The organism is Corynebacterium sp. HMSC074H12, from assembly GCF_001813755.1.
Lineage (GTDB): Bacteria > Actinomycetota > Actinomycetes > Mycobacteriales > Mycobacteriaceae > Corynebacterium > Corynebacterium hiratae.
Window position 1 is genome coordinate 56091 of the sequence record NZ_KV813903.1, and the last position, 18089, is coordinate 74179.

Sequence of the window (18089 nt, forward strand, 5' to 3'; positions counted from 1 at the left end):
ACCTCTTTAAGGAACGTTGATGACACACAACCCGAAACCTTCGATTGCGGACGTGCCGCTGAGTGAGCTGAGGACGCTGCACGAGCTCAAGCGCGTGAGCGCCGATGATGTGCGCGACGCCGTATCAGCACCGTTTAGACAGTTCGCTGAACAGATCGCCGCCACGTTCAACGGCGAAGAGGTAACGCATCCGGAGCTGAGCGCGGAGGCGCGCAACGCTGCGGTGACGCAGGAAGAACGTGCCGCGCGTGAACGTGCCGCGCGCGAGCGCGCGGCACAAGAAGAAGTCGCGCGTGAACGCGCTGCACAACAAGAGGCGGCGCGAGAAGAAGCGGCGCGAGTGGAGGCAGCCCCGGCATTCCCCCAGTCACAGCAGACACAGAAGTCACAGCCTGCGGTAGCGGGTCCGCGCGACTTCTTCGCTGAGTGGGAAGCACTGCAGGCTGAGGAGGAGCAAAAGACTCAGGTCAACGAAGAGGACTACATCACTATCCCGGGCTTCGGTATCCGGGCGGAGTATCAGTACCGCCAAGAGCCGGATTGGGTTCCACCGGGCATCGACTTCGAGGTTGAGGTGCCGCTTGAGGAGCAGCCGGAGCAAGACTTTCAAGAAGAGCCTGGCTATGGCGTAGAGCCAGAACCGGAGCCGGAGGACACCGACCAGCGCCATCCGGTGCGCTTGTGGTGGCCGGAGCTAGAACACTCGCCGGAAGAGGTGGTCTTCTACCGAGTGGTAGCCGATGATTCTGAGATGGTTGCCTCACCCGACGCGGGCGACACCCTCGTCTACACCAAGGGGACCGCCTACCGTGACCACACCCCGGGCGAGGCAGGTCTGCGCCACTACGCGGTGTGGGCCTACAAGGGCCGAGACCTTCGTGAGCTCATCAACAGCCAGCCGGTCTTTATGGGAGACACCGGCGTGGTTTTCCCACCGGTCAACGTCCAGGTTTCCACTATCAAGGGTGCTATCCAAGTGTCCTGGGACCTGCTGCCGGGGCACTCGAGCGCCATGGTTTATGCGTGCCGGGATAGTGAGAAGGAAAAGCTTTCCCCGCGCTTCGAACAAGACGTGGATAGCAGCGGGCGCAAGGCCACCATCCCGGTGCAGGAAGCCGGGCAGACCGTGGTCATTTCCCTGCTGGGCCAAGCGGAGTTTCACGGCGCTACCGAGCAGAGCCAAGACGAGGTTGCCGTTCAGCGTTCGGTGAAGCTGGCTAGCGAGCTTGAAAAACTGGAGCTCTCACGTTGCGAGCGGCGCAGCGATTATGGCCAAGATTCCATTGAGGTGGACTGGTATTCGCCCAAGACCGGTGAGGTAAAAATCTATCTCACGCCGACCGCCCCGCAGGCGGATCTGCGTACGTCGGCGGTGCCGAAGACGTACGTCGAAAGTGCGTTGTCGAGTGCTATCAGTGAGACGCGCGGCGTGTCTGAGCCGGGCTCCTTCCAAACCACGACGGTGCCGTGGCCGCCGGATTGGTACGAGGTTTACATCACCCCGGTGAACTTCAACGACGCTGATGCCTGGGTCGGCGAATCCAAGGTGTTGCAGCGCGTGCAGTCCATTGGAGATGATCAGTTCCGTCTCATTGAGCGCGTGGATAGCCAGCTTGTTACCTTCGACTGGCCGAAGGGCGCGACCGCCGTGGAGTACTCCACCAACCGCGAGCACGACCAGATTCGCGAAGAGGACTACGACCTCCAGGGAGGCATCCGCCTGCACTTGGATCAGCATGGCGATACCGTGCGGCTGCGGCCCTATGCGGTCTTCGCTGGTAAGCGCACCGAGGGCGATGAACGTGTGATTCAGTACGAGGGTCTGCGCCCGGTGACGTATGACTTCGAGGTCGATTACTCCCAAGGCCAGGTCCGGGTGTTCCTGTGGAGTTTGGGTAACGGTGATAAGCGCCAGTTCTCCTGCCAGGTGGTCTACCGTGCTGACCGTCTGCCGCTTTTCCCCGAAGACGGTGAGGCACTCGGCATCGTGGAGACCAACCTGCAGAGCGCCACGCACGTTGCTCATGGTTTAGGCCCGATGCGTGGGCAGCATCCGGATTTCACGGTGTCAATTGGTGAGCACGTCCAGCGCGGGGGGTTTATCCGCCTCTTTGCGGTTGAGGGCTTTGACAGCCACGTTGATAGTTCTTTCGATAGCTTCGGCGGGCAGGATGCCTTCAGCAGTTTCTCCGAAAGCTACAGCGACCCCGCCCCCACGCTGAGCGCACTGGATAAAGCCGTGGTGGTGGAAGGCGATGTGTCCTACAGGCTGGTGCTGTACCCACCAATGCAGAATCAGACTCCCCACTATGACCAGAACTACGGTCAGCAACAGTATGAACAGCAGAGCTATGACCAGCAGAATTACGGTCTAGATTACAGCCAGGACCAGTACTACCAAGGGGGCCAGTAGGTATGGGCGGCGCATTTAGCTATGCATCATTCTCCCGCGCCAACGGCCGCGCCGGCGGCTGGGGAGTAGGGCAGAAAACCGGCGATATCACCCAGGAGGAGTTGGCCGAGCTGGTGTCCTTCGTACCGACATCACTCAACAACGGCACGACGATCCCGGATTTTCCCTCCGCCCAGCAGCGCGCGGAGCTGGTCCGCCGTACCGCGGTTTTCGCGTTGACTCCTGAGGCAGAAAAGTGGGTCACCATGGTGTCTGTCCCTGCCGGGCTGGATGCGACCGGCCGCGGTGGCAACGTCTTTACGTACACGTCGATTTCGCGCACGGGAACCCCGCCGGCACCGGCGACGGTCCTGTTTTCTCCCGACGTTCCAGCGCCCTTTTCCATCTATGAGGTGGATAAGGTGCAGATACCGGAGGAGATCTCGGCGCGCGGCCCGCTGCACTCGGATGTGCTGCTGGAGGAATTCCTGGATGGGGAGTTCCGCCACCCAGACAAGCTTCCCGCGCCGTTCAAAGCGGTGAGCCCGAACCCGAACCCAACCTTCAACCGCGCGCTGGTCTCTGCCATGGCGACGGTGTTGAACTCCCGCAATGGCTTAGTTATTCTCGTCGCGCCCGACAACCAAGCTGCGTTGTGGATTGCTGCCACCGCCCGCGAGGTGGGAGAGGACGGTTTCGGGTTCTCCACGTTTGAGAAGGCAGCTGCCATCAACGAGTTCCCGCTGAGCACATCCACCATGCTCGTGGTGCCGCCGAGTGAAAAGCAGCGTCTAGCGGAGACAGCGATCCCCGGCAATCCAGTCGTGTTTGCGCTCGATGAAGCCCTACCAGACGTCAGCGCTTATGAAGCACGTGCTGCGGAAGAAGCTGAGGCTGTGGCCCCGGAGCCACAGGAGGAGCAGGCCGAGCAGGGTGCTGCGGCCAGCAGCACGCTCGAGCAGGCCACCACACCGAGATTTGATGATTCCTGGGGCCAGGACCCGGCGGACTTCGGGGCACCACTGACGGATTCCTCGCCTTTTGCGGCGTCGGCCGAATCCCCGGCAGGCATTCCGCCGAATCCGCTTGATAACCCTGCGCCGAACACACCGCAGGAGAACCCCTTCGCCACCACACCGGAGGCCGCACCGGAGGCCGCACCAAAACCCGGGGGAGCAGCACCCGCCGACCAGGCACAGCCACAAGTAGCTACCGGCGGCAATGCCAACGTTCCTGGGCTCAGCGCCGAGGAATGGCACAAGCTTCGGGAATTCGATCCGCGCTGGTGGATCGAGCACCTTGATGTCAACCGCGGCCGCTCAATCCAGTTGGCCTACCTTGATAAGTCTTCGTTGGGGGAGGGGCTGGACAAGGTGTTGATGTCCGCGATAGTGGCCTCCTGGGTGTTCTACTTCCCGCGGGACTTCAACCTCTTGGCAGAGGACGCACTGCAGCCTTGGGAGAACCGCGAACTCGAGCACATTGGGTACCTCACCGCTACGCATTTTGCGGGAGTCATCGCGCTGGAGCATTGCGAGCGCTACGCCACGGGGCGCGTCGCCATGTTGCTGGATGGTACGACACAGTTGCTGGCGGAGCGCTCAGCTCCCCTGCAGCAACGACCGGGGCCAGCGCAGTTTGCACAGCACACAGCGTGGCAGCACCGAGGCGCAGCTCCCAATGAGCACGGGCGAAACACGGGATTCCACGGAAGGTAAGAGAAGGAAAGAAGCGTCATGGCTAAATACACACTGCGGGACGGCGAGTCCCGCCGCATCGGCTCAGACGGCATCCTGCGCGTCGAAGCCTTCGAGATGGGAACCGGCGGCGCCTCGATGGAGCTGGCGATCCTGGGGGAGGGCGTTGACGCCGTGCGCGTCCACGATCTCTCCCTCATGGTGCACTCCCTTCCCGAGCGCGCCACCATCGTTGTGCGCCCGAAGGGGAATGGGACCTTCGGCCTGCGCAGCGAGGTGCGCCTGACGGTGAGCAACGCGGGCGACTCGGTGACGTTCCCGCGCGTGCTTATCGACGCCGCCGAGGACTCCGCCGAGCGCCTCGCCGAGGTCACCCCGGAATCCGGCAGCTACCGTCTGGAAGCATTCGGCACGACCGAGGGCGCCGGAATTACCGACTCCGCCCGCGAGGTGCGCTCCAAGATGCGCCGCGCGGAGCTGGACGTCGCTGGCCTCGATGCCGTTACCGTGGTCGTCGATGGTTCCGCCTCCATGCAGGTCAACGTCACACCGAAGATCGTTGAGGCGGCCGCCAAATACATCGATGCGCTCTCCGATGCCTTCCGGCACTTCCGCGCCACCGACGGCCAGGACAGCATCGAGACCCACAAGGTAGACGAGCTCACGCGCTTCATCGCGGGCGTTATCGATAACGGAGCGGAGCGCGTCGGACAGCGCCCGTGGCGTGGGCCGACGGTGGCTTCCACAGCCTCTCTTGCTATCTACGTCACCGATTCCCCAGTGGCTTCCATGCTGGAGACCCAGGTGCCCACCGTCGTGCTCATCACGAGCGCCATCGGGCGCCAGGAGTTGGAGCTTGCGCACATCAACGGAACCCCAGCTCATGTGGCGTACGCGGTGATCGACGGGGACGTCGTCAAGCAGCTCGATACCGGCGCCAACACGGAGCTTTCGGAACTGACCGATCGCGTCACCGCCATGCTGAAAGAGAGGAACTAATGAGCCAGGCACGTTGTCCGTGGACCTTTAAACCGCTCGAGGATGGTGTGACGGTGAGCCCGTACACTAACCGCGAGCTGCCGCAGGGATGGACCGACGCCGTGACGCATTGCGTGGCCATGGCCGGTGCGCGTAACTCCGGTAAGTCGCTCTACACCGCAGTGATGATCAAGCAGCTCAAGCAGCTGGCGCACAAGCACAATCGCTCCGTCCAAGCGGCGGATGAATCCACGCGCGAGCGCTACGCGGAGGTCTATGAGCGGCCGCTCTTTGAGGAGATGCGTGCCATGGACCCCACACCAAGTGCGGTGGCTACCGACGCCTACCAGCGCGATCCGCTGATTTTTGAGCTGGGCAAGTGGCCGGATGAGCAGGGGCGCGAGCGCATGAATTACCTGGTCTTCCGCGACGTGGCGGGCGAGGACTTGGAGAACCCGCCGGAGAACGAAGCGGACCGGGAGAACCTGGCGTTCTTCTCCCATGCGGATTTGGTGATTTTCCTTTTCGATCCGCTCCGCGTGCAGCAGATTCAGGATTTTATCCACGGCCTGATTCCCAACATTGGTGAGCTGGGCGCGGACTCTTTGCGGGTCCTGGATAACCTGCTGGATTTGCTCGATACGGATACCCCGCCGCCGCTCGCGGTGACCATCTCGAAGTTTGACACGGTGCAGAAGCTAGAGCAGGTGGATGACGTGCGGTGGAAGAAGCTCATGGCCAACCGCGGTGCTGCCTTCCGTCGCGACACCGGGTGGAATTTCCGCGATTCGGACCGCTGGATGGTTCACCTCGAAGCGGAATCGCTCTTGCGCTTCTTGGGCGCCAACGATCTGATCAACAAGCTCTATTCAGCCGCGCCGCGCGATGGCAGCTTCTTCGTGGTCTCCGCCTTGGGGGAGGCCCCGACGGGCCGCCAGCTGGCGCGCAGCGGCATTGCGCCCTATCGCGTGCTGGATCCCATCCGCTGGCTGCTCAGCCGCCGCGGCGTTTTTGTGCAGGACGTGTCATGACTTTCGGCAGCCCGCAGTCCCCAGGAGCACCGCAGCCGGGCTCGCCTGCCGGGACCGCGCCGGACTATCGCTATGGGCAGGTCAGCGACACCGTCCGCCAGGCCCGCCGCGCCGCCGATATGAAGGCACAGTGGGCACCGTGGCCGCTGAAGGTCGCAGCGGTGCTGGAGATCTTCATCACCAGCTACGCCGTCTACAACATCTGCCGGCTCGTGGCCTTTGAAAACAGCCCGGCGGCGGTAAGCCGCACGGACCAGCTCTCCACGGAGCTCGGCGTGCTGCTGGGCGTGCTGGTCCTTCTCGTGTGTGTCATCACGACCTATGTGCTGCACGCGCAGCAGTCGGCGCGGATTGCCTTGACCGCTATCAGCGCCATCGTGGTATTGCTCATTCCACTGAGTTCGGTGATGCCCGCGTCGATCGTCTCCGCGGCAGTCATCGTTCTGCTGTGGTTGCCGGCGAACCGGCAGTGGTTCGGTGGACAAACGCCACAAACCTAGGCCTTCTTGCGCAGCTCCTCGAGCGCGCGGGAATTGCCCGCTGCGGCAAACAGGTTAAACGCAAAGTGATACATGTTGCGCGCGCGGTCTGCCGCGTTGGCGGCGGTGTAGCGATCCCCAAGAAGCTCAGCTACCTCCGCCATGGCGTTTTGCTCCGAAGACGTGGTGGCCTGGGACGCGGGGTGCTTCTCCAAGAAGTCGAGCAACACCTGGGTGGATTTAAACATGTCCTGAGCCTGCGTGCGCAGGCTCTCGGAATACAGAACGGTCCACTTGGCGGCTACGGGGAGGCTCTTGAGCTTCGTGGAGTCCACATAGCGTGAGGCCAGGATGTCGTAGGCCTCCTCCGGATCGCGGTGGCGAACATCGAGGGCCACGGTCTTGAGGAGGGCGTGCAGCTCACCGTCGAGGTCGCCGCAACGTTGGTACTCGCGGGCAGCGGCGGCAAAGCAGGCCACGCGCTGCTCTACATCGTCAGGGGAGTGTTGTGCGGCATCGCTGTAGAAGCGGGCCAGCATGGGCGCTGGGAGCTGCTGGTAATCCTCGTCGCTGCGTGCGTTGGAGAGGATGGTGAAGGACTGCGCAGCCACGCGTTCACAGTCGGCGGCAGAGTTGGATGCCCAGAGTGCGCCCACGGCCGATTCGAGGATGGCTTGAAGGATTGCGGCCATCGTGGCACCCGCTCCGTCGAATTTGCCTCCGGTCACAGCGTCGTTGACAGCCACGAAGTCGGCCGCATGCGCCTTTGCATCGCCGTTCTTTGCGAAATCTAGAAGTTCCTGCAGATCCGAGAGCGACGTCGTGCTGTCGGGGCTGATTGATGCATTCTCGCTAGCGGGGGCGGACTCGGAGAAATCCTTGTGGCTGGCCGCGGTGCGAGCTGCGGCGATCTCGCCCAGCGCGGTGTCGTCACCAGCCGCTGCTGCCTTGGCCGCAAATTTCTCTGCTTCTTCGGTGTTGTCGTTATCCAACCATGCGCGGGCCACACGCGTATAGCCAGTAGCTACGAGAGACGGCTGCCCGGTCAGCGCTCCAATCGAGGCAATGGTGAGGGAATCGTCGATGTTCTCGATGGTGCCAGCAGCCACGCGAAGTGTCTCCCGCGCCTCCAAGTAGTGGGCGGCAGGGACGGCATCCTCCGCACAGCCTTGGAACGTGTCGTTGGACAGCACGCGGTCGATCTGCTTGTCAATGTGGGCGGACTCAACGGTGGGAAGAGAAAGCCCCGGCGCCTGGGCACGCGCATAAGCGAGCATACGCTCGGCGTCGGCAGAATCAAGCAGGGGATACGTCGCGTCAGAAGCCATGGGGGAGATTCTAGTAGAGGACTCCGACGCGCGCGGGCCTCCTCGTAGACTGGTGGGCATGGATTCTCTCAGCCCCGCCGGGCGCTATGCCCCGAGCCCGTCCGGCGATCTGCATCTGGGTAACCTCCGCACGGCGTTGCTGGCTTGGCTCTACGCCAGGAGCAGCGGGCGCCGCTTTCTTATGCGCGTGGAGGACATTGACACGCAGCGCTCCTCGCGGGAGTCGGCGCAGCGCCAGCTGGAGGACCTCGCCGCGCTCGGCTTGGACTGGGATGGGGAGGTCATCTACCAGCAGGATCGCTACGCGGCTTATGAGAAGGCACTCGCCCAGCTTCCCACCTTTGAGTGCTACTGCTCGCGCAAGGACATCCAGGAAGCCTCCCGCGCCCCACACGCCATCCCAGGACAGTACCCGGGCACCTGCCGCGCGCTTAGCGACGATGAACGGGCCGCCAAGCGCGCCGAGCTGGCTGCTCAAAACCGCGTGCCAGCCATACGCCTGCGTGCCGACGCCTCCTCCTTCACCATCCACGATGCCCTCGCCGGCGAGTACACCGGGGAGGTGGACGATTTCATTTTGCGTCGCGGCGGGCAGCCCCCGGCCGACCCGAACCAGGGCATGGACTGGGCCTATAACCTGGCGGTTGTTGTTGATGATGCCTTCCAAGGCGTAGATCAGATCGTGCGCGGCGATGACTTGCTGTCTTCCGCCCCGCGCCAGGCCTACCTGGCGCACAAGCTGGGCTATCCGGAGCCGGAGTTCGTCCACGTGCCGCTCGTGCTCAACGCTGAGGGTGTGCGTTTGTCCAAGCGCGATGGGGCGGTGACCCTGCGTCAGCTGCTCGATGGGCACGGTAGGGATGCGGGGGACGTCGTCAAGCTCTTGGCTCGTTCCTTGGGATATGAGGCTTCCTCAGTAGAGGAACTGCGCCATCAGTTTCAGCCGGAGAAGCTGCCGCGAGAGGCCTTCGTTTGGGACGGTGCTGTGTAACTCCTCTCCCTCGCCGGCTGTACAGCGGTAGTCTGAGAACAAAAAATTTAACGGAGAGAGAAGCTCAGCATGGAAGTTTTGCTTGTCCTTATTGGCCTGATGCTGTTGACCGTCATCGTCAAGGCGGTAGGGGACAAAATAGGACTTCCCTGGCCGGCGCTTTTGACTATTCTTACGGCGGTGGCGGTTTCGGTGTACGCCACTTTCTCGAATGGCACATTTGAATTCTCCGTGCCCGCTGACCTCATTCTTCCCATCTTCTTGCCGCCATTGTTGTGGGCGCTGGCAAGGAGAACATCGTGGGGCGTCATTCGTGAACAGTGGATGACCATCCTGGCGCTGTCCGTGCTGCTCGTGGTAGCTACGACCCTGGCGGTGGGATTCACCGCTCGCGCATTCATGCCGGGCTTGGGGCTCGCTGCCGCCATCCTTATCGGTGCCGCGATTGCCCCGCCAGATCCGGTGGCCGTCGAGGCCGTGGCAGAACCTGCCGGTATTCCGCGGCGCATCATTTCCGTGCTGCAGATCGAAGGCCTGTTCAATGATGCCGCGTCTATTGTGGCCTTCCACCTCGCCCTGGAAGCCGTGACGAGCTCGGGTGAGATGCATGCCGGGGAAGCGGTGACGAGCTTCCTCTACTCCGCGGCGGTGGCCACCATTCTCGGGCTCGTCGTGGGGCGCGTGTCTTCGTGGTTCGTCGGCGCGGTTCACGAGGTTATCGCTCGCAACGCCTTGACGTGGGTGATTCCTTTTGCCGTGTATATCGCCGCGGAGGAGCTCGGTGCCTCCGGTGTCATCGCGGTGGTGATTGCCGCGGTGGAACTGCACTCCCGCGCGCCGATTCAGGCGGAGGACCGCCTCTCCGGCCAGTCATTCTGGGAGACCGTCGAGCTACTTTTCACGGGTGTGGCTTTCGGCCTCATTGGCTTGACCGTGTTCAGCGCCATCGACGCCGCGGGTGCGGACCTCTGGCATGCGGTCATCATCGGCGTCATCCTGTCCGTTGTTGCCTTCCTCGTGCGCTTGGTGTGGATGTACGCCTTCTATCTCATTAATAGGCGCCGCGGGAAGCCACGCCTGGCGCCGCAGCGCCTGCAGGAAGTGCTGCTTATGACGTGGTCCGGCATGCGCGGTTTGGTGACTCTTGCGCTGGTTCTGTCTGTTCCAAGTGGTTTGAGCTTCTATAACGAGTTGACCGTTATCGCCCTCGTGGTGCTGCTCATGACCATGGTGATTCCCGGCTTGTTGCTGCCGTGGCTTATGCGTCAGCTCGACCTCACTACGTATTCGCAGGCAGCCACGGATAAAATGCGCGCGACCATTACCTCCCGCGCGCGCAAAGCCGGTATCGCTGCGATGCGCGCGAAGTATGAGGAACTGGACCCCGACATTGCGGCGAATATCGCCCGATGGTTTGAGGATCGCCTCGGTGAGGATGAGGATGGCGAGGACGCTACGACTCGTCTGCGTATGGCCATCGAGGCCCGTGAGGTGGCCCTCGCGGCGCGGCGAACAGCCCTCGCCGGTGCCCAACAAGAGTTGCTGCGCCTGCGCCGCGATAGGGAATTCAACCCGATGATTGTGGACGAAGTGCTTGCCGACGTCGACCGGATGTCCCTCGGCGCAAAGAAACACAGTTGAGGGGAGTGCTGATCCGTGACTAAGAATGAGGGCGAGAGGAGCGAATCAATGGACGCCTATGAGTACGCCCAGCTGGAAGACGGCCTGGATTATCTCTACGACTTCTTCGACGCTGACTTGGAGGAGCGCGTGCGCGCCGGGCGTGAGCTGCTGCCAGAAGGCATGGAAGACATCTTGGGCGACCACACCCTGGAAGACTACGTCTGGCTGTGGATCAAAGAACCTGGTCCCAACGGTTTCCGCCAGTTCCTGCGCGATGGCGGCTATGGCGAGGACGAGGTGAAAGAGGCTTTCCTGCTCGCCCGCACGGAATGGGGAATGAACACCCCGCCGCACGTGGAGTGGCTCAAGGACGACGGTTTCGCGGCCCCCGAGTTCGAGTAGGGGCGGTTGACCATGGGCGTTCGATGGAGGTGCCCAGCTCGAGTGCCCAGCCGCAAAGGAACCAAAGTACTGGCACCTTATGCGAAACTCCGCATGCAATCACCTGGGGTTTTCCATCCTGGGCCCCGCAAATGGTGCCTTTGCTTTGGTTCCTTTGCTTGAAGGCTCCAAGCCACCGCATGAAGAATCCAATAGCCTCGATTTCTAATACCGCACACGGGCAAAGGGCATTTGGAATAATCGCGACTAATCTTTGGCCCAGCGAGAAAGGTTATGCCAATCATGCGATTCGATCATTTGACCATCTTGACCCGCAATATCGAAGCCTCATGGGAGTTCTACCATCAACTTCCAAACTCCGAAGCAAAGCCATTGTCTGCTGAAGAAGGATATTTTGAAGTGTCGTTTGATGACAGCGTAATTGGCGTATTCGATTCTTCAGTTTTTGCTTCAGCCACTAACACTAGTCCGGCAACCCCCGGCGGAGCAGTAATCCAATTCTCTGTTGAGGACGTCGACGAGTACTGGAGTCAACTTCCAGATTCCTATCGCGAGACTTCTGCCTCACCCAAGAAAATGCCATGGGGTTCTTATTCCGCCTACATTTCGGATCCAGACGGAAACATCTTGGAGTTCTATACGTGGTGAAGTCAGTTTGCTGCTTCGCAGAAATCGGCTTCTGAGAATTAACGGCTTAAGGGACTTTTCGTGTGGATAAACCGATACGGATTCCCAAGGCAGCCTGGGATAATACGGTGATCTTGATTTTGAATCGGTTCCAACAGCCTGATCGGTGAAATCGACATCGGATAGCCATAGACCTGTGGTGGGAGGACTGCTGCTGGTGCGGTAATGCCAATTCATATGGCTAATAGGAATCGGCTGTCGTGCGATATGTGCGGCCACTTTCTGGTTAAGAACAACAAAACTGCGGCAGGACCCCAAGGCCGGCTATGCCCTCAGTGCAACGTTTTCATCGATTAACACCCGCGCACACCAGTGAGATTCGGCATTTTAAAATCTTTATTGACTGGGTCCTTTCTGGGGAATCCGCAGACCACTTGGCCAAACGCCTTGGGATAACAAGGCGGACTTTGACCCGGTGGTTTAAGCTGCTGTGGTTTATCATCGTGCCAACAGCAGCAGATCCCTATCGTGTCTATGACCAGCTCTTTATCGACGGCACCTACTTTCACAAGAAATTCCTGCTGGTAGCCTGCACCGAAACGCACGTCATCGCCCGACATTGGTGCCTGCGTGAAAGCTCAAACGAGTACCTGAAACTGCTCGACAAAATCGCGGAATCGTACATCGTTACCACCGACGGGTCGGGGGGAGTGAACCTTTGCTGATCGGGTGGTTGAGTTCCACAGTGCCGAGTAATGGCATACACCTATTTTCCCTTTCATGCACTCTTCAAGCCATAGAACCCGAGAAGAGTATACGAAAGTTCCAAATTTAGGTGGGGGGATCAATTGTGAGTAAAGAATTGTTATTCTCATGGGGATTCCTGCCTTCGGGCGATGACGGAAGTTGTAAGGAAGATGCGGAAATGAAACTATTTAAAGTCTTTACCCTTGTCATTCTCATTGCAGGCGCTTTGTTGTGTATAGCGGGCTTATTTTGGGAAACTCGGCTTACTAATCTTGGGCTTCCTATGGCCCTTCTAGGAATAGCTCTTTCAGTTGCTGCATCAGCTAAAAGGAGGAGTAAAGAGTAATAGGGATATGCTCAGTCTAGGTTTGTCATATAGAAAGACGCCGACTCATTGAAGACTGAGGTAGCGCCTTGCCGGTTGTTGTCTGTCAGCTCAAGCAAGTAGAAGCCCCTAGCGGCAAGGCGTAGGCGATTTCGGAAGAGATACCATGCGACAGCACGGTCGACATGATCACAAATGTTCCACCCATTCCTGGCTACCTCTTAGCCAAACAGCTCATGGGATATCTCGCTGTCCGCAGTCGTATCGACAATAGTCGCCTACGACTGCGGGAAACTCGGCCTACGTGGTTAAGAAGAAGACCACGCGCAACCCTAGGATTTGCAATACCAGCCGAAGAAATGGCCGAACTCCAAGGCTATGCCAACGAAATCTAAAACCGTGTTTCCACGACCGCTAGAATCGGCCACCTGCGCATGAAGAAAAGTCCCCTGGATGATGACATCCAGGGGACTTTCCAATGGCGGAGGATAGGGGATTTGAACCCCTGAGGGATGTGACTCCCGCACGCGTTCCAGGCGTGTGACATAGGCCGCTAGTCGAATCCTCCGCTGGAAAACATTACATGAGCCCCCTAATGAAGCAAAATCGCCAGGTCAGGGCGAAAAAGTTAAGGATGTAGTGGCTTGAGGCGGAAAGCGCGCTTGGAAGCGGAGTGGGGAGCTGGGTGGTGGGGGAGCGGTTTGGCGTCGGCAAGCAAGGCGCGCTAGGCTAGACCGCAGGATTCCGCGTGGCGTCCATCCTCTGAACTCCCCCAGGGCAGGAATGCAGCAAGGGTCAGGAGGCTCTGGCGGGTGCGCGGGGTCCCCTTTTTATTTGTGTGCTTTCACACGGGGGATGTGACGGGGCGTTAGTATGGTTGCCATATGTCCGCACTACGTCCCGGAAGGAAGACGGATGTCTCTTCTTAATCTTGAAAAGTCCGAGCTTGATGAGCTTGCCGCGCAGGTGCGCAAGGACTACGAGGCCCTCAAGGCTGAGGGGTTGGATCTTGACTTGACCCGCGGTAAGCCGTCCAAGGCGCAGCTTGATCTGTCCAACGATCTGCTCGTTCTGCCGGGGCGCGGCCACTACACCGATGCTGCGGGTAATGACCTGCGCAACTACGGCAACCAGAAGGGCATCAAGGAGCTGCGCGATCTGTGGGGCAAGCTCACCAACATGGATCCGGAGCTCCTCATTGCGGCGGACTCTTCCTCCCTGAACATCATGTATGACCTCATCCTGTGGGCCTACACCTTCGGAACCAACAGCTCTGAGCAGCCGTGGTCCAAGGAAGAGAACATCAAGTGGATTTGCCCCACCCCGGGATATGACCGCCACTTCGCCATCACGGAGTCCTTCGGCTTCGAGCTGATTTCGGTGCCGATGGAAGAGGATGGCCCGGACATTGAAGCAGTGGAGGAGCTGGCCAAGGATCCGCAGGTGAAGGGCATGTGGGTAGTGCCGATGTTCTCCAACCCCACGGGTGCCGTCATCTCGGAAGAGAAGACTCGCCGCCTTGCTGCGATGGAGACCGGCGCACCGGACTTCCGCATCGTGTGGGACAACGCTTATGCCGTACACACGCTGACTGAGGATTTCCCGGAGATTCTACCGATCCTGGATATCGCTGCGGAAGAAGGCAACCCGGACCGTTTCTGGGCTATGTCTTCTTCGTCGAAGATTACCTTCGCTGGCTCCGGCGTGAGCTTCTTCGGCTCCTCCGAAGACAACCTCGAGTGGTACTTGGAGCACGCCGGTATCCGTGGCATTGGCCCGAACAAGATTAACCAGCTGGCACACTACGAGTTCTTCGGTTCCGCCGAGGGCGTGCGCGCGGTGATGCGCCGCCACGCTGCGCTGTTGGCGCCGAAGTTCGAGGCGGTTCTTCGCATCCTGGATAAGAACCTCACCCACCATGAGATCGCGGACTGGACCCACCCCAAGGGCGGCTACTTCATCTCCCTCAACGTGATGGAGGGCACCGCGACCCGCGTGTGGGAGCTGGCCCGTGACGCCGGCATTCTCCTGACCCAGGCTGGTTCGGCGTACCCATACGGCGAGGACGCCAAGGACCACAACATTCGCTTGGCACCGTCCCTGCCGCCGCAGGAAGAAGTCGAGGCAGCAATGGATGGCGTGGCCACCTGTGTGCTGCTCGCCGCAGTAGAGAAGCTGGGGGCATAAGGCAATCAACTCCGACGAGACGGCCTACTGGCTCGACCAGATCATCCCGGCTGACCTCGAGTTCAGAAATGTCGAGGGGCAGCGTTTGGGCTTAGCCTCGCTGGAGGGTGAGCAGTCCCTCGCGGTCACGTGTGGCTTCGCCGATGTCGACACCGGGCTAGCGCACGCCGAGCAAGGCATCGACGTGCGCTGTGAGCTCCTCACCGTCGCCCGCACCGGGCAGGTGGAGGTGGCTGCCGCAGTGAGTGCTGCGGCAGCGTTGCTCACGGAAGCCGCAGGCTTGTTGCCCGCGCAACCGGGCCTGCTCTTGCCCAAGCTCTTTGCTGAAGACGATGAGCGCTTCGCTCACTTGAGCGTGCGTCATGGCATGCTCATCGCCCCGTACCTGTGGGGCGGCCAGACCCCGCAGGTGGCGGAGGAGGGCCGCCTAACGCTGGTGTGCCAACTGCTCATGCTGAGCGACGCCGAGTATGCCTACGCCGTCGAGGAAGGCGTGCCGGCGCTGCAGCAGGCGGTGGCAGAGCAAGGCATCGATCTGCTGGATTGGCAGCGCTCGGAGTGACGTGTCGGGTTGAGGCGCTACACTGACTAACCGTGGCTCTTTACCGGAAATATCGTCCAGCAACTTTCGCGGAAGTGGTAGGCCAAGAGCAGGTCACCACGCCTTTATCCGCTGCCCTCGACGCAGGGCGCATTAACCATGCGTACCTCTTTTCCGGCCCGCGTGGCTGCGGAAAGACGTCGTCCGCGCGCATCATGGCCCGCTCGCTGAACTGTGAGCAGGGGCCAACGTCAACGCCGTGCGGGCAGTGTGACTCTTGCGTCTCGCTGGCCCCGGGTGGGCCGGGCAACTTGGATGTCACGGAGCTCGACGCCGCCTCTCACAATGGTGTCGAGGACATGCGTGAGTTGCGTGACCGCGCCTACTACGCGCCGGCGGAGTCGCGCTACCGCATCTTCATCATCGATGAGGCCCACATGATTTCCGCCTCCGGTGCGAACGCCTTGCTCAAGGTTGTCGAGGAGCCGCCGGAGCACGTGATCTTCATTTTTGCCACGACGGAGCCGGAGAAGATCATCGGCACCATCCGTTCGCGTACCCATCACTATCCCTTCCGCCTGCTGACCCCGCCGGCGATGAAAGGGCTGTTGGAGCGCACCGTGGCCTCGGAGAACGTCCACGTGGATGACACTGTGTACCCCATGGTCATCCAGGCCGGCGGCGGTTCGCCCCGCGATACCTTGTCCATCCTGGACCAGCTGTTGGCGGGCGCAGGCCCCGATGGGCTGACCTACGACGTGGCCCGTCCACTTCTGGGTGTCACGGACGTAGGCCTGCTGGATAACACGGTTGAATCCCTGGCGAACCAGGATAAGGCTGGGCTCTTCCGGCTTGTCGACGATGTTATTGAGGCCGGCCACGACCCTCGCCGCTTTGCCATTGACCTTTTGGATCGTTTGCGGGATTTGATGATCCTGCAGGCCGTCCCTTCAGCGTTGGAGGAGGGGTTAGTCTCTGCGCCGACTGACCGCGGGGAAGTGCTTACCGCCCAGGCGCAGCGCTTCTCCGGCCCACAGCTGGCCTACCTGGCCGAAACCGTCAACGAGCGCGTGTCCTCCCTGCGCGGCGCGACGTCCCCGCGCCTGCTCCTAGAAATCCTTTGCGCACACCTCATCGTTGGTTCAGCTCCTGCGGCGGCAACTGCCGGTCAGCTGCCCACTGCTGCCCCGCAGGGGGCGGGCGTGCAGACTTCCGCTCCCGCTGGGCAGGGAACTCCGCCTGCGCAACGCCAGCAATCTGCGGTCGCTAGCGCCCAGGATCCCGCTGCCGCCGCCGCAGCTATCATCGCGCAGCGTCGCAGCCGCCAGGCTGCAAAACAGGAGGCCCAGCAGCAGCAACCACAACAGCAACCACAGCAGGTCGAAAGGACCCAAGAAACAGCCCAGCAGACGCAGCAGACCCCAACCCCTGAGGCTGCGCAGCCTCAGGCACCGGTGGAGCGCCCTGCACAGCCGGAGGCGCAGCCTGAGCCGCAGTCAGAGCAGCCTGAGCAGCACCAAGAGCGACCGGAACACCAGCAACAGGAGCAGCACGAACAACCGCAGGAAGCGGAACAGCCGGAACAGCCGGAACAACAAGAACGGCAAGAACAGGCTCAAGGACAGCCACAAGAACAGCAGCCTGAGCCCGAGCAGCCTCAAGACCCAGCCGCGGAAATTCGCGGGCGTTGGTCTGACCTGCGGGCGACGATTGGGCGTCGGAACAAGGTCGCTGAAATCATGCTCGCCGAAGCCCGTGTCCTCGGCGTGCGTGATGACACCTTGGTTCTTGGGCACACCACCGGCGCGCTGGCGGAACGCATCAACTCGCCAGGCACCAACGAGGTCATCGTGACCGTCCTTAAGGAAGAGCTCAACCGCAACCTGAAGGTCACGTGCGTCATCGGCACAGACCCGAAGGCCCACGGCTTCACGGTGGCTGAGCCAGCCCAGCGCACCCAGTGGAACCCCAACCAGCCACCACGCGAGGCCGCCGAGCCCGACGAGGAGGCAGAGAGTCCGGAGACTCCGGACAACGCTACTGATTCGCACTCTTCCGACACTGTGCCTGCTTCCGCGGCAGCAACAGAATCTGAAAGAGGAGACAAGCCCAGCGAGTCCGAGGCGAAGGAACCCAGCAATGCCAGTGATGACCCGTGGGGTGCGCCGCGCCGGATCGGGCAGCAGGCTCCGTCTTCTGCAACGACGACGGAGCAGCCGCGTGAGGCAGCTGAGTCGCAGCCGCCGGCAGACCCGCGACCGTCGGCAGAACCACAACGTCCGGACGTCGCCCCGCGCGGGGCGATGGTGCCCCCAAAGAGGGAGGCCCGTGGTAGCCAATGGCGATCACGCATCGCGCAAGCGAGCCAAGTAGCGGCCCAGCGGGATGAAGAGTTTTCCAAAGTTCCCAAGTTTGGCAACGGCGTTCCACTGCCGCCGGAGCCAGGCCCGGAGGAAGGCGAATTCGAAGCCCCACCGGAGGAGTACGGTCCGCCGGCGGGGATGGGTGGGGCGTCGGAAAGCGCAGGCCAAGCGCCTGCTGCGCCGCAGCAGCCTGTGCCTCAGCAAGCTCCCGCTCCGCAGCCGGAGTACACCCGCGCGGATGAGGAGCGCGAGATGATGGAGGCCGCGCAGAATGCCGGCGAGATGGACCACCGCAACGCCACGGAGGTGGCCATGGAGCTCCTCGCACAGGAGTTGGGAGCGCGGCGGCTCTAGCGTGGCATCTGTACACTTGGCGCG

Annotated in this window: 14 protein-coding genes, 1 tRNA gene, 1 other RNA gene and 1 pseudogene; 15 read left to right on the plus strand and 2 right to left on the minus strand. The window is 61.3% G+C overall.

All coding sequences use genetic code 11. The features are described from left to right. Positions 1-19: 19 nt before the first annotated feature. Genes HMPREF2932_RS06190 through HMPREF2932_RS06210 form a run of 5 tightly spaced genes read left to right on the plus strand, consistent with a single transcriptional unit; the run spans position 20 to position 6598 of the window. The gene (locus tag HMPREF2932_RS06190; RefSeq protein ID WP_071409828.1) at positions 20-2413 is read left to right on the plus strand and encodes a SaeA-related protein; all 2394 of its coding nucleotides are present in this window, start codon (positions 20-22) and stop codon (positions 2411-2413) included. A 2-nt stretch (positions 2414-2415) separates the two neighbouring features. Then, positions 2416-4110: a GAP1-N2 domain-containing protein gene (locus tag HMPREF2932_RS06195; RefSeq protein WP_071409829.1), complete on the plus strand. Its 1695-nt coding sequence runs from the start codon at positions 2416-2418 to the stop codon at positions 4108-4110. Positions 4111-4128: 18 nt separating this feature from the next. Next, positions 4129-5088 carry a hypothetical protein gene (locus HMPREF2932_RS06200; RefSeq protein WP_070509676.1) on the plus strand — a complete coding sequence of 320 codons (960 nt, stop codon included), beginning with the start codon at positions 4129-4131 and terminating at the stop codon, positions 5086-5088. Next, complete coding sequence (locus HMPREF2932_RS06205; protein WP_046648844.1) at positions 5088-6098, plus strand: TRAFAC clade GTPase domain-containing protein; 1011 nt, start codon at positions 5088-5090, stop codon at positions 6096-6098. Before HMPREF2932_RS06200 ends, HMPREF2932_RS06205 begins: the two co-directional genes overlap by 1 nt. Beyond that, the gene (locus HMPREF2932_RS06210) at positions 6095-6598 is read left to right on the plus strand and encodes a hypothetical protein (protein ID WP_049157805.1); all 504 of its coding nucleotides are present in this window, start codon (positions 6095-6097) and stop codon (positions 6596-6598) included. Before HMPREF2932_RS06205 ends, HMPREF2932_RS06210 begins: the two co-directional genes overlap by 4 nt. Here the strand turns inward: HMPREF2932_RS06210 and HMPREF2932_RS06215 are convergent. After that, positions 6595-7905, minus strand: a complete 1311-nt coding sequence (locus HMPREF2932_RS06215; protein WP_049157807.1) for a hypothetical protein — start codon at positions 7903-7905, stop codon at positions 6595-6597. The genes HMPREF2932_RS06210 and HMPREF2932_RS06215 overlap by 4 nt on opposite strands. A 58-nt stretch (positions 7906-7963) precedes the next feature. Here HMPREF2932_RS06215 and gluQRS point away from each other — a divergent pair, with 58 nt between their 5' ends. From gluQRS to HMPREF2932_RS13395, 6 genes and pseudogenes are all read left to right on the plus strand, one after another. After that, positions 7964-8896 carry a tRNA glutamyl-Q(34) synthetase GluQRS gene (gluQRS, locus tag HMPREF2932_RS06220; protein ID WP_049157808.1) on the plus strand — a complete coding sequence of 311 codons (933 nt, stop codon included), beginning with the start codon at positions 7964-7966 and terminating at the stop codon, positions 8894-8896. A gap of 69 nt (positions 8897-8965) precedes the next feature. Further along, the gene (locus tag HMPREF2932_RS06225) at positions 8966-10537 is read left to right on the plus strand and encodes a cation:proton antiporter (protein WP_049157810.1); all 1572 of its coding nucleotides are present in this window, start codon (positions 8966-8968) and stop codon (positions 10535-10537) included. Between the two features lie 48 nt (positions 10538-10585). Continuing rightward, positions 10586-10921, plus strand: coding sequence for a hypothetical protein (locus tag HMPREF2932_RS06230; RefSeq protein WP_049157812.1), 336 nt, complete (start codon positions 10586-10588; stop codon positions 10919-10921). A 282-nt stretch (positions 10922-11203) separates the two neighbouring features. Then, on the plus strand, positions 11204-11569 hold the full coding sequence (locus HMPREF2932_RS13085; protein ID WP_070533813.1) for a VOC family protein: 366 nt from the start codon (positions 11204-11206) through the stop codon (positions 11567-11569). A gap of 216 nt (positions 11570-11785) precedes the next feature. Next, positions 11786-12258: pseudogene (locus tag HMPREF2932_RS06235) on the plus strand (IS256 family transposase); the annotation flags it as partial. Between the two features lie 140 nt (positions 12259-12398). Next, positions 12399-12641 carry a hypothetical protein gene (locus HMPREF2932_RS13395; protein ID WP_128081864.1) on the plus strand — a complete coding sequence of 81 codons (243 nt, stop codon included), beginning with the start codon at positions 12399-12401 and terminating at the stop codon, positions 12639-12641. A gap of 458 nt (positions 12642-13099) precedes the next feature. On the opposite strand, the gene HMPREF2932_RS06240 is transcribed toward HMPREF2932_RS13395, so the two are convergent. After that, positions 13100-13188 (minus strand) — tRNA-Ser (locus tag HMPREF2932_RS06240). 167 nt (positions 13189-13355) lie between these two features. Here HMPREF2932_RS06240 and ffs point away from each other — a divergent pair. The 4 genes from ffs to HMPREF2932_RS06260 all read left to right on the plus strand — a co-directional run bounded on the left by ffs (position 13356) and on the right by HMPREF2932_RS06260 (position 18065). Next, positions 13356-13454, plus strand: an RNA gene (gene ffs, locus HMPREF2932_RS06245) — signal recognition particle sRNA small type. An 81-nt stretch (positions 13455-13535) separates the two neighbouring features. Continuing rightward, on the plus strand, positions 13536-14807 hold the full coding sequence (locus tag HMPREF2932_RS06250) for an aspartate aminotransferase type Ic (protein WP_049157814.1): 1272 nt from the start codon (positions 13536-13538) through the stop codon (positions 14805-14807). An 85-nt stretch (positions 14808-14892) separates the two neighbouring features. Next, a complete protein-coding gene (locus tag HMPREF2932_RS06255; RefSeq protein WP_049157816.1) occupies positions 14893-15369 on the plus strand; it encodes a suppressor of fused domain protein in 477 nt (158 codons plus the stop codon). Between the two features lie 32 nt (positions 15370-15401). After that, complete coding sequence (locus HMPREF2932_RS06260) at positions 15402-18065, plus strand: DNA polymerase III subunit gamma and tau (RefSeq protein WP_049157817.1); 2664 nt, start codon at positions 15402-15404, stop codon at positions 18063-18065. Positions 18066-18089 lie beyond the last annotated feature (24 nt).